The 12025-nt window shown below is 70.9% G+C and carries 11 protein-coding genes; 8 read left to right on the top strand and 3 right to left on the bottom strand.

Annotation, left to right across the window (positions count from 1 at the left end; translation table 11 throughout):
- Positions 1 to 587: 587 nt before the first annotated feature.
- Positions 588 to 1229, top strand: a complete 642-nt coding sequence (rpiA, locus tag PCA_RS15875; RefSeq protein ID WP_181303589.1) for a ribose-5-phosphate isomerase RpiA — start codon at positions 588 to 590, stop codon at positions 1227 to 1229.
- Between the two features lie 21 nt (positions 1230 to 1250).
- On the opposite strand, the gene PCA_RS15880 is transcribed toward rpiA, so the two are convergent.
- On the bottom strand, positions 1251 to 2894 hold the full coding sequence (locus PCA_RS15880) for a L,D-transpeptidase family protein (RefSeq protein WP_181303590.1): 1644 nt from the start codon (positions 2892 to 2894) through the stop codon (positions 1251 to 1253).
- A 154-nt stretch (positions 2895 to 3048) separates the two neighbouring features.
- Between PCA_RS15880 and PCA_RS15885 the strand changes: the two genes are divergently transcribed.
- Complete coding sequence (locus PCA_RS15885) at positions 3049 to 3726, top strand: murein L,D-transpeptidase catalytic domain family protein (RefSeq protein ID WP_181303645.1); 678 nt, start codon at positions 3049 to 3051, stop codon at positions 3724 to 3726.
- An 86-nt stretch (positions 3727 to 3812) separates the two neighbouring features.
- On the opposite strand, the gene PCA_RS15890 is transcribed toward PCA_RS15885, so the two are convergent.
- Together PCA_RS15890 and PCA_RS15895 are read right to left on the bottom strand one after the other, a co-directional pair.
- Positions 3813 to 5753: a chloride channel protein gene (locus PCA_RS15890; protein ID WP_181303591.1), complete on the bottom strand. Its 1941-nt coding sequence runs from the start codon at positions 5751 to 5753 to the stop codon at positions 3813 to 3815.
- 168 nt (positions 5754 to 5921) lie between these two features.
- The gene (locus PCA_RS15895; protein WP_181303592.1) at positions 5922 to 6338 is read right to left on the bottom strand and encodes a hypothetical protein; all 417 of its coding nucleotides are present in this window, start codon (positions 6336 to 6338) and stop codon (positions 5922 to 5924) included.
- Between the two features lie 297 nt (positions 6339 to 6635).
- Between PCA_RS15895 and PCA_RS15900 the strand changes: the two genes are divergently transcribed.
- The 6 genes from PCA_RS15900 to PCA_RS15925 all read left to right on the top strand — a co-directional run bounded on the left by PCA_RS15900 (position 6636) and on the right by PCA_RS15925 (position 12019).
- Positions 6636 to 7343 carry a FadR/GntR family transcriptional regulator gene (locus PCA_RS15900; protein WP_181303593.1) on the top strand — a complete coding sequence of 236 codons (708 nt, stop codon included), beginning with the start codon at positions 6636 to 6638 and terminating at the stop codon, positions 7341 to 7343.
- Between the two features lie 7 nt (positions 7344 to 7350).
- Entirely contained in the window at positions 7351 to 8280 is a 930-nt protein-coding gene (locus PCA_RS15905) for a 2-dehydro-3-deoxygalactonokinase (RefSeq protein WP_181303594.1), read from the top strand.
- A complete protein-coding gene (locus PCA_RS15910; RefSeq protein ID WP_181303595.1) occupies positions 8274 to 8909 on the top strand; it encodes a 2-dehydro-3-deoxy-6-phosphogalactonate aldolase in 636 nt (211 codons plus the stop codon). The genes PCA_RS15905 and PCA_RS15910 overlap by 7 nt, the downstream gene beginning before the upstream one ends.
- A 256-nt stretch (positions 8910 to 9165) precedes the next feature.
- On the top strand, positions 9166 to 10314 hold the full coding sequence (dgoD, locus tag PCA_RS15915) for a galactonate dehydratase (protein WP_181303596.1): 1149 nt from the start codon (positions 9166 to 9168) through the stop codon (positions 10312 to 10314).
- 5 nt (positions 10315 to 10319) lie between these two features.
- The gene (locus tag PCA_RS15920) at positions 10320 to 11087 is read left to right on the top strand and encodes an SDR family oxidoreductase (protein WP_181303597.1); all 768 of its coding nucleotides are present in this window, start codon (positions 10320 to 10322) and stop codon (positions 11085 to 11087) included.
- Positions 11084 to 12019: an SMP-30/gluconolactonase/LRE family protein gene (locus PCA_RS15925; RefSeq protein WP_343204496.1), complete on the top strand. Its 936-nt coding sequence runs from the start codon at positions 11084 to 11086 to the stop codon at positions 12017 to 12019. Before PCA_RS15920 ends, PCA_RS15925 begins: the two co-directional genes overlap by 4 nt.
- Positions 12020 to 12025: the final 6 nt, after the last annotated feature.

Consider the following 12025-nt stretch of genomic DNA (forward strand, 5'->3'; position numbering starts at 1 on the left):
GGCCATCCTGCGGACTTTCCTTCACCCGCCCGCCGCGCCATAGGGGCCCCGGTAAAGCAGCGCGCTCCCGGCGCGCAGAAGCAACAGCAGGGCACAGCCAGAGCCAGAGCCAGAGCCAGAGCCAGAGCCAAGGATGGTCTGATTAATCAACGGCCTGCTCGTCATTCCTGCAGTTTGCTCGTCATTCCTGCGAAAGCAGGAATCCAGTGCCGTTGTGTTTCGTGGCTTACAGGCACTGGATCCCAGCTTCCGCTGGGATGACGAGCAAAATCAAAAGCGAAGCGCCGCACGCTCGCGGCGCTTCGCTTTGGCCGTTGCCCTTGCTTCTAGCGCGCACGATGCGCGCCTGCTCTTCCGGGGCCCCTCGGCGGCGGTGAGTCGTGGACGATCAGGCCACGCAGCGGGCGAGGCCACGGATGGCCTCGCCTTTTCGCGCGGACAGGAGTCCGCTCGAAAGGCCACCCCGCGGCAAGCGCGACCCCTCACCCCAGCCCTCTCCCCGGAGGGGAGAGGGGGCAAAACCGCCAGCCGCCACTCCTCCGCGCCATATCTGCGAGAATCCGCCTTCTCCCTGCAAGGCGCCACCCATGAGCAACGCGAACGAGAAGAAGCTGGCCGGCGAAACCGCCGTGCGCTACGTCGAGGACGGCGCCATCGTGGGCGTGGGCACCGGCAGCACGGTGGCGTTCTTCATCGATGCGCTGGCCGGCATGAAGGACCGCATCAAGGGCGCAGTATCCAGTTCCGAGCAGTCCACCGCGCAGCTGAAGAAGCACGGCATCGAGGTGTTCGACCTCAACGCCACCGGGCCGCTGGACATCTACATCGACGGCGCCGACGAGTGCGATCCGTTCAAGCGCCTGATCAAGGGCGGCGGCGCCGCGCTCACCCGCGAGAAGATCGTGGCGGCGGCGGCGCGGAAGTTCGTCTGCATCATCGACTCCAGCAAGCGCGTGGACGTGCTGGGCAAGTTCCCGCTGCCGATCGAGGTGATCCCGATGGCGCGCAGCCTGGTATCGCGCGAGATCGTGAAGCTCGGCGGCCAGCCGGTGTGGCGCGACGGCGTCGTCACCGACAACGGCAACTGGATCCTCGACGTGCACGGCTGGCAGATCGCCGATCCGGTGGCGCTGGAGCAGCAGCTCAACCAGCTCGCCGGCGTGGTCACCGTGGGCTTGTTCGCGCAGCGCCCCGCCGACGTGGTGCTGGTGGGCGACCGGGAAATCTGAGCCGCTGCAGGAGGGCGCTGCTCAGGGCGCCGTGCCCTGCAGCGGCGAGGTGCGGCGGCGATCCAGCGCGGCGAGCAGCTTGCCGTCGCGCTGGTAGATGTCCGAGCGGTAGCCGACCCGGCCGTCGTCGTGCAGTTCCACCGTCCAGTAGGCGAGCAGCAGCGGGACCGGGTTCGCCACGTTCACGGTCTGCGTATTGCCGGTGTCGATCGCGCGGTCCAGCGCCGCCCGGTCCCACTTCGCCGCATCGTCCAGCACCAGCACCGCCAGCTCGCGCGGATGCTCCACGCGGATGCAGCCGGAACTGAAGTCGCGCTGGCTGGCGTCGAACAGCGCCTGGTGCGGCGTGTCGTGCAGGTAGACCGCGAACGGGTTCGGGAAGCGGATCACCAGCCGCCCCAGCGAGTTGCCGGGGCCGGCGTCCTGGCGCAGCACGATGCCGCGCGGGTTGTTCCAGTTCACGCTCTTGGGCGACACCGGCTGGCCCTGGCTGTCCAGCACGCGGATGCGGCTGGCCGCGAGGTAGCCGGGGTTGGCGCGCACCTTGGGCAGGATGTCGTTCTTCAGGATGGTGGGCGGCACGGTCCAGGTCGGGTTGAGCGTCATGTAGGTGATGCGCGACTTGAACACCGGCGTGCTGCGGTACGGCTTGCCCACCTGCACGCGCGAACTCCACACCGGCTTGCCGTCGCGGTAGTAGCTGACCTTGTAGCCGGCGATGTCGACCACCACGAAGTTGCCCTGCGCCTGGAACAGCAGCCAGCGCGCGCGTTCCAGGTTCACCCGGAGCTGGTCGACGCGCCGGTTCGCCGGCACGTTGAGCGCGGCGCGGGTACTCCCGCCCACGCTGCCGTCGACGGCCAGGTACTGGTCCTGCTGGAAGTGCTTCACCGCCGACTCCAGCGTGGCGTCGTAGTGTTCGCCCGCCGCCTCGTCCGCCGCGAGGTAACCGCCCGCGACCAGCCGCTGGCGCAGCAGCGGCACGCGCGCATCCTGCATGCCCGGCTTCAGGGTGGGGCCGTCCGGCAGCGTGGGCCAGCCGCCGCGCCGCGCCACCTCGCGCAGCTGCGCCAGCGCCGTGCGCAGGCGGTCGTACAGCGGATTCTGCGGACGGGCACGGGCGAACAGCGCGGTGATCTGGCCGCTGCCCACGGCGTCGACGACCGCCTGCAGGCCTTGCGCCGGATCGAGCGGGCGCGCCTCGAAATTCCACTGCGGGTCCAGCGTGACCGGATCGACCTTGCCCCGGTAAAGCTGCACCAGCGCGGCGAAGCAGGCGTCGGTGGCGGCGAGGTCGAAACGCGCGCGCTGCTCCGGCGTGCCCTGGCCGCCGGCCAGCGCGGCACGTTGCGCCTGGAGCTGCGCCAGGCCGAAGTCCTCCGGATCGAGTCCGTCCGAGGCGGTGTCGGCCAGCGCGGCCAGCAACTGGTCCACCGTGGCGGCTTGCGTCCACGCCGGCGCGAACTGGCGCTGCCGGTAGAAATCCGCCAACGCCCGGGTTTGCGCCGGGCTCGCGCCGCCGGGCGCCGCGAGCTGTTCCACCCGGGCGCGGATGGCTTCCGCCACCGGGTCCGGACCCTGTGCGCGGCTGGCCAGCGGCAGCACGAGGCACAAGGCGAGCAGCAGCGACTGCAAACGCGACAATGAAAGCGACACGGCCGGCATCCTTCGTTCCCTGGCAATGTCCCTGTATAGCGCAGAGCGGTGCCCGGGCGATAACGCCGACGTTTCGAACAATTGCTTAACGCCGTGCAGCTAGCATCTGCGCTTTGCACGCCGCATTTTTCTACCGATGAGTCTTCCCGTTCGCCGCGCCGCCATGCTGGCCGCGCTCGCCTCGGGCATCAGCCTGCTGTTGCCTGCCCATGCCGCCGAAACGCCGCTGGCCGCCGCCCTGCATCGGCTGGCGCCGGCCGCGAATCCCGCCGTGATCGACCTGGCGCTGAAGGCCACCGACTGCGCCACGGCGCGCGGCGAGCCGCCCTCGGACCGGCTGGCGGTGATCGACTACTCGCTGCCCTCCACCGAACCGCGGCTGTGGGTGTTCGACCTGGTCCACCGCAAGCTGCTGTTCCACGAGCTGGTGGCGCATGGCCGCAATTCCGGCGACGACCTGGCCACGAAGTTCTCCAACCGGCCCGAGAGCCTGGAATCCAGCCTGGGCCTGTTCCGCACGCTGGGCGTGTACGACGGCCGCAACGGCTATTCGCTGCGCATGGAAGGGCTGGACCCCGGCTTCAACAGCAACGCGCTGGAGCGCGCGCTGGTGATCCACGGCGCCTCCTACGTGAACTCGTCGCTGGCGCGCAAGGCCGGCCGCATCGGCCGCAGCTGGGGTTGCCCGGCCGTACGCCCTGCGGTGGCGCGCCAGCTCATCGACGCGCTGAAGGACGGCCAGTACGTGTTTTCGTACTACCCGAACCGGCAATGGCTGGGCAGCTCGCGCAACCTGCAGTGCAGCCCCGCGCAGGTCGCCACCGCCAGTCTGGCGCATTGAGCGCGGCGCCCCGCCGCGAAACCGGCACCTTGCGCCGCCCATGAAAAACGGCCCGCATCGGGCCGTTTTTCGTCGCGCCGCGCGGATCAATGCGCAGCGTGATCCGGACCCTTGCGCGCATCGGCGGCCGCCTCTTCCGGACGCGGCTTGAGGCCGTCGCGGAAGCGCAGGTAGCGGGCGGAATGGCGCGCCTCGCGCAGGCGCCGGCCATGCGCGGCGAGGATGTCGCCGCGGGTGAGGATGCCGACCAGCCGGTGCGGATCGTCCTTGCTCACCACGATCAGCCGTCCCACGTTCTCCGCCACCATGTGGTCGGCCGCCTCGCGCAGCGAATGGACCTCGTTCACCGCGATCGGCGGCCGCGTGACCAGCTCGCCCAGGGTCAGCGTGTAGTGCCATTGCGGATCGAGCAGGCTGCGCCGGGTCAGCACGCCGCGCACGTGGCCGCGCTCGTCCACCACCGGAAAGCCCTGGTGCAGCGACTCCGGCGTGCCGTCGTTGAGCCAGCGCCGCACCTCGGCCAGGGTCTGCGTGGTCTTCAGCGTCACCACGTCGCGCGCGCAGGCATCGCCCACGACCACCTGGTCCAGATAATCGGCCGCGTACTCGGCCGGCACGCGCACGCCGCGGCGCGCGATCTTCTCGGTCATGATGGTGTTGCGCATCATCAATGCGGAAATCAGGTAGGCCGCGGTGCAGCCGCCCAGCAGCGGCAGCAGGCCGGCGGGCTGGGCGGTGGTCTCGAACGCGAACACCACCGCCGTGAGCAGCGCGCGCGAGGCGCCGGCGAAGATCGCCGCCATGCCCACCAGCGCGGCGATGCGCGGATCGATGCCGAAGTGCGGCGCCAGCGCCGCCACGCCGATGCCCATCATCGCGCCCAGCGCGCCGCCGATGGTGAACAGCGGCGCCAGCGTGCCGCCGGAAGTGCCGCTGCCCAGCGAGATCGACCACGACACGAACTTCATCGCGCACAGGAAGGCCAGCGCCGACAGCGTCAGCCGGCCGTTCACGATGTCCTCGATGTTGGTGTAGCCCACGCCCAGGGTGAGCGGCGCGAAGTAGCCAACCACGCCCACCACCACGCCGCCGATCGCCGGCCACCACATCCAGTGGATCGGCAGCTTCTCGAACAGGTCCTCGATGCCGTAGACGATGCGCGTGGTCCACACGCTGAGCAGGCCCACCACCGCGCCGATCAGCACGTAGGTGGCCAGCGCCCAGCCGCCCGGCGAGGCCAGCACCGGCATCGCGAACACCGGCGCGGTGCCCATCAGCACGTAGCGCGTGCCGGTGGCGGCCACGCAGGCCAGCGCCACCGGGATCAGCGAGCGCGGGCGCAGCTCGAACAGCAGCAGCTCCACCGCCAGCACCACCGAGGCGATCGGCGCGGAGAAGATCGCCGACATGCCCGCCGCGGCGCCGGCCGCCAGCAGCACCTTGCGCTCGCTGCCGGTGACCTTGAGGATCTGGCCGATGAAGGAACCCAGCGCGCCGCCGGTGGCGATGATCGGGCCTTCCGCGCCGAACGGGCCGCCGGTGCCGATCGCGATCGCCGAGGAAATCGGCTTCAGGAAGGTGATGCGCGGCGGGATCTTCGACTCGTTCAGCAGCACCTGCTCCATCGCCTCGGGGATGCCGTGGCCGCGGATCGCACGCGAACCCCAGCGCGCCATGAAGCCCACGATCACGCCGCCCAGCGCCGGGATCAGCACCACCCACCAGCCGAGGTGCGGCACCGCGCCGGCCGGCGCGGAGAACGCGGTGGAGACGCGGCCGTAGAACACCAGGTTGGTGATCAGGCCGATCAGCATGGTGAGGATCTTCGCGATCAGCGCCGCGCCCATGCCCAGCACCACCGACACCGCGGTGATGCGCAGCACGCGACGGTCGACCAGGGTGGAGCGCCGCGGCATCTTCGCCGCGTCCAGCGTCGCGCCCAGCGAAGGCGACAGCGGCAACGCGTCGGTGCTGCCTCCCGTGCGCACGTCGACGCGGCCGTGGGGATTGTCAGCCGGAGAGCTCATGGAGGGTTCGCGATGACTCAAAACGGCAATTCTAAGCCGCGCCCCGCGCGAACCGAAGCAGCAGGATCTTGCGGGATGGCCGCCAGTCAGCCACGCGCATGCCCCGGGACCACGGCCACCGGCGCAACGGGGAAGGCAGGCGCGCCCGCCTTCCCCGGCGCCGCCGCATCAATGATGCAGCATGCCCATCATCAGGCCGCCGAACACCAGCGCCAGCACGATCGCCAGCACGTAGAACAGCACCATGTAGAGCAGTTGCACCAGGCAGGACTTGCCGTAGCCGACCTGGTTGCCGTCCTGGCCCGGCAGCAGCAGGTTGATGACCAGCGCACCCACCAGGAACTGCGCCACGAAGGACAGCAGGCCGCCCACGCTGCCGTGCAGGACCAGCGACACCAGCACCGAGGCCAGCCACGACACCACCACCACGGCGAGCGCCCGGGCGAACGCCGGCATGTGTCCCACCACCAGGCGATACGCCAGGCTCAACACCAGCGCCGACACCAGCACGCCGACCACGATCGCCACCAGGCCGGCCAGCAGCCCGAAGCCCGCCAATGCACCAAACACCGAAATCCCCAACATAGATCGCCTCCCTGTCGTCGATGAGCCGCCGCGGCTCCCATGCCGCGACGGCCGGCCCAGCCTAACCGATCGCACCAGCGGCATGGCGCCCCGGGGCGCAACCCCGGTTCGTCCGGAAGCCGCGCCTCCGGCCTTCTGTGGTCGTACCCTGCGGGATGCCGGACCATCGGACCGCGGCGCCTTCGGACGCGCCCCCTTGCGGCGGCAGGTGACGCGGCCCGCCGGACTTGCTATAAGATAAATGTATTACAAATAATGACCACGACCCGGCGACCCGCCGCGGCCAGGAGAACAGGCATGGTGAAGCCCGTCGTCGTGCGCAACCTGCATGGCCAGGTGGTACAGGAACTGGGTCGGCAAATCGTCGGCGGCGCGATCGCCGTGGGCGAGAACCTGCCCCGCGAGGAATTGCTGGCCGAACGCATGCAGGTCAGCCGCACCGCGTTGCGCGAGGCCATGAAGGTGCTGTCCGCCAAGGGCCTGATCGAATCGCGGCAGAAGACCGGCACCCGCGTGCGCGACACCATGTACTGGAACCAGCTCGACGCCGACGTGCTGGCCTGGCGCTGCGCCTCCATGCCCACCGAGGATTTCGTCGAGAAGCTGGTGGAGATGCGCGAGGTGATCGAGCCCGCCGCCGCGGCCGCCGCCGCGCGCCAGCGCAACGACGAGCAACTGGCCCGCATCGAGGTCGCCTACGAGGCCATGGCCGCCGCGGCCGACCTGGAAGCCTGGTCCGAGGCGGATCTGGCCTTCCACGAAGCCGTGCTGCGCTCCACCAACAACGAGCTGATGGCCTCGCTGTTCTCGGTGATCGAGACCGCGTTGGGCAGCTACTTCCAGTTGTCCGCGAGCATCGCCGGCAACTTCCGCTACTCGCTGCCGCACCACAAGAAGGTGCTGGACGCGATCCGCCGCCGCCAGCCGGAAGTGGCGCGCAAGGCGATGCAGAAGATGGTGGCCGACTCGCGCAGCAACATCCGCCGCAACACCCGGAAGGCCTGAACCCGCGATGCATGGACTGATAGGACTCGACTGGGGCACCTCCAGCCTGCGCGCCTACCGCTTCGACGGCGCGGGCCGCATCGCGGAGACGCGGGCGCGGCCCTGGGGCATCCGCCAGTTGCCGGAGGGCGGGTTCGACGCCGCGCTCGCCGACGTCACCGCCGGCTGGCCGCTGCTGCCGCGACTGGCCTGCGGCATGGTCGGCAGCCGCGGCGGCTGGCTGGAAGTGCCCTACCTCGACCTGCCCGCCGAGCTGGCGCACCTCGTAGATGCGCTGGACCGCCTGCGCGCCGCCGACGGCATGGACGTCCATCTGGTGCCCGGCCTGCGCGACCCGCACGGCCCCGACGTGATGCGCGGCGAGGAAACCCAGCTCGCCGGCGCGCTGGCGCTGCGCCCCGCGCTGGCCGCGGCCTCGTCCTTCGTCCTGCCCGGCACGCACAGCAAGTGGGCGGTGGTGCGCGACGGCGCGGTGACCGGCTTCCGCACCCTGATGACCGGCGAGCTGTACGCGCTGCTGCAACGCCACTCGATCCTCGGCGGCGACGCGACGGCAACACGCGACGACGCCGCGTTCGCCCGCGGCGTGGCCACAGCCCGCGACAGCGGCGCGGCCGGCGCACTGGGCCGGCTGTTCACCGCCCGCGCGCTGATGCTGGATGGCGTACTGGCGCCCGGCGCCGTGCCCGATTACCTCTCCGGCCTGCTGATCGGCGAGGAATTCCGCATCGCGCTGGCCGACGGCCTCGCCCGCCGCGACGTACCGCTGCAACTGATCGGCGACCCCGCGCTGTGCGAGCGCTACCGCCGCGCGGCCGCCCTGTTCGACATCGATCTGCCGTCGCCGCTGCAGGACGCCGCCGCCCACGGCTTGTGGCGGCTGGCCGTGCAGGCCGGCGTGGCCGTCACCGCTCCCGAGGAAACCCGCGCATGCTGACCCCCTGGCTCACCCCGCTGCCGCTGGTGGCGATACTGCGCGGCCTTGCGCCCGACGAGGCGGTCGCCACCGGCCGCGCAATCGTGGACGCCGGCTTCCGCATGCTGGAGGTGCCGCTCAACTCGCCGCAGCCGTTCGACAGCATTGCCCGGCTGTCCGCCGCGCTGGGGGACGCCACGCTGGTCGGCGCGGGCACGGTGATGACGCCGGCCCACGTGGTCGCCGTCGCCGCCGCGGGCGGCCGGCTGATCGTGATGCCGCACGCCGACGTCGCGGTGATCCGCGCCGCCAAGGCCGCCGGCCTGTTCTGCGTGCCCGGCGTGGCCACGCCCACCGAGGCGTTCGCCGCGCTGGCCGCCGGCGCCGACGCGCTGAAACTGTTCCCCGCCGAGCAGAGCTCGCCCGCGGTGCTCAAGGCCTGGCGCGCGGTGCTGCCGCGCGAGGCGCCGGTGCTGCCGGTGGGCGGCATCGCGCCCGACACCATGGCGCCCTGGGTCGCCGCCGGCGCCGCCGGCTTCGGCATCGGCTCCGCGCTGTACGCCCCCGGCCGTTCGCTGGACGACACCTCCCGGCGCGCCCGCGCTTTCGCGCAGGCTTGGCACAACCTGGATACGAGAGCCTGCTCATGATCTCCAAGAACCCCGCGTTGCCATCGAATGGCCGCCATGCGGCAGTGCGTGGCGCCGGCCTGACTGGCTGTCGGGCCAGGCCGCGCGCTGCCGCATGGCGGCCACTCGGTGGCAACCCGAAGGGCCGGAGCTGTTTGCCCCCATTCCTGCGTCATCACTCAGTCGTGGACCGACGTCCACTCCTTCCCTCTTCCTTGGCCTGGGCGCAAACAGCTTTCGGCGCGGGGCGCTTGGAGACCATGAACAGGCTCTCAGCATGAAGATCACCAAACTCACCGTCTACAAGGTGCCGCCGCGCTGGCTGTTCCTGCGCATCGACACCGACGCCGGCATCAGCGGCTGGGGCGAGCCGGTGGTGGAAGGCCGCGCCCACACCGTGGCCGCCGCCGTCGAGGAACTGGCCGACTACCTGATCGGCAAGGACCCGCGCCACATCGAGGACCACTGGAGCGTGCTCTACCGCGGCGGCTTCTACCGCGGCGGCCCGGTGCTGATGAGCGCGATCGCCGGCATCGACCAGGCGCTGTGGGACATCAAGGGCAAGGATCTCGGCAAGCCGGTGCACGAGCTGCTGGGCGGCCCGGTGCGCGAACGCATCCGCGTGTACTCGTGGATAGGCGGCGACCGCCCCGCCGACACCGCGAAGGCGGCGCAGGACGCGGTGGCGCGCGGCTTCACTGCGGTGAAGATGAATGCCACCGAGGAACTGCAGTACGTCGACACCCACGCCAAGGTCGAGCGCGTGCTGGAGAACGTGCAGGCGATCCGCGACGCGGTGGGCCCGCACATCGGCATCGGCGTGGATTTCCACGGCCGCGTGCACAAGCCGATGGCCAAGGTGCTGATGCGCGAGCTGGAACCGTTCAAGCTGATGTTCATCGAGGAGCCGGTGCTCTCCGAATACCTGGAGTGCATCCCCGAACTGGCCGCGATCTCGCCCGCCCCCATCGCGCTGGGCGAGCGGCTGTACTCGCGCTACGACTTCAAGCGCGTGCTGCAGACCGGCGGCGTGGACATCATCCAGCCCGATCCCTCGCACGCCGGCGGCATCACCGAGACGCGCAAGATCGCCGCGATGGCCGAAGCCTACGACGTGGCGCTGGCGTTGCACTGCCCGCTGGGGCCGATCGCGCTGGCCGCGAACCTGCAGCTGGACGCGGTGTGCCACAACGCCTTCATCCAGGAGCAGAGCCTGGGCATCCACTACAACGCCGCGAACGACCTGCTGGACTACGTGACCGACCGCAACGTGTTCGTCTACGCGGACGGCTACGTCAGCATGCCCAAGGGTCCGGGCCTGGGCATCGAGGTGAACGAGGCCTACGTGGCCGAGCGGGCGGCGGTCGGCCACCAGTGGCACAACCCGATCTGGCGCCATGCGGACGGCAGCGTGGCCGAGTGGTGAGCGCGATGGCCGACGCGTACGCGACCTATCCCAGCCTGCAGGGCCGCGCCGTGCTGGTCAGCGGCGGCGCCACCGGCATCGGCGCCGCCTTTGTCGAGCATTACGCGCGGCAAGGCGCGAAGGTGGCCTTCCTCGACGTCGACGAAGCGGGCGCGCAGGCGCTGCTCGCCGGCCTTGGCGACGTGGCGCACGCGCCGAGGTTCCTGCGCTGCGACGTCACCGACCTCGACGCGCTGCGCGAGGCGATCGCCGCGGCGCGCGCGCACATCGGCCCGATCGCGGTGCTGGTCAACAACGCCGCCAACGACGTGCGCCACGCGCTGGCCGACGTCGACGCCGCCGCGTTCGACCGCAACATCGGCGTGAACCTGCGCCACCAGGTGTTCGCCACCCAGGCGGTGGTCCCCGACATGCGCCAGCTCGGCGGCGGCTCGATCATCTGCCTGGGCTCCACCGGCTGGATGAAGAAGAACGGCGGCTACCCGCTGTACGCGATGGCGAAGGCCGCCGTGCACGGCTTCGTCAACGGCATGGCGCGCGAGCTGGGCCAGCAGGGCATCCGCATCAACGCGCTGGTGCCGGGCTGGGTGATCACCGAAAAGCAGCGCGCGCTGTGGCTGGATGACGAGGGCAAGGCCGAGATCGCGCGCGTGCAATGCATGCCCGGCTACCTGATGGCCGAGGACCTCGCGCGCATGGCGCTGTTCCTGGGCGCCGACGACAGCCGCATGTGCACCGGGCAGTCCTTCGTCGTCGACGGCGGCTGGGTGTGAGCGCGGCGCACGCGCCGGCGCAGGCCGTGCTCGCGGCAGCGAACACGCTGGGCGAAGGCGTCGTCTGGTGCGAGCGCACGCAGGCGCTGTACTGGACCGACATCCAGGCCTCCACGCTGTGGCGCCACGCGCCGGCCAGCGGCGAGACGAAACAGTGGCAGCTGCCCGAGCGCCTCGCCTCGTTCGCGCTGTGCGAGACGGACGGCTGGCTGCTGCTGGCGCTGGCCTCGCGGCTGGCGTTCTTCCGCCTTGCCGACGGCGCGCTGCACACCGTGTGCGAGGTGGAACCGGAGCTGCCCACGCGCTGCAACGATGGCGGCTGCGACCGCCAGGGCCGCTTCGTGTTCGGCACGCTGCACGAGCCCGCCGACGGCGGCCCGAAGCAGCCCATCGGCGGCTTCTGGCGGCTCGATGCGGAGCTCTCGCTCGAACGCCTGCCGCTGGAAGGCGTGGCGATCAGCAACAGCATCGCCTTCAGTCCCGACGGCGGCACGATGTACTACTGCGACTCGCTCACGCGCACCATCCGTTGCTGCGCCTACGGCGACACGCTGGGCCCGTCGCGCCTGTTCGCCGACCTGCGCGACTGCACGGGCGAGCCGGACGGTTCCTGCGTCGACGCCGAGGGCGGCCTGTGGAACGCGCAATGGGGCCTGGGCCGCGTGCTGCGCTATCGTCCCGACGGCAGCGTGGACCGTGTGCTGCCGGTGCCGGCCAGCCAGCCCACCCGGCCGGCCTTTGGCGGCGCCGCGCTGGACACGCTCTATGTCACCAGCGCCCGCGACGGCCTCGACGCCGACGCGCTGGCGCGCGAGCCGCTGGCCGGCGCGCTGTTCGCCGCGCGCGTCGATGCGCGGGGGCTGCCAGAACCGCGTTTTGCGGGCATGCTACCGGCCGCAGGGCCGTCCACGAACACCGCCACCCACAACTAGACCAAG

Source organism: Rhodanobacter sp. PCA2, from assembly GCF_013620825.1.
Lineage (GTDB): Bacteria > Pseudomonadota > Gammaproteobacteria > Xanthomonadales > Rhodanobacteraceae > Rhodanobacter_A.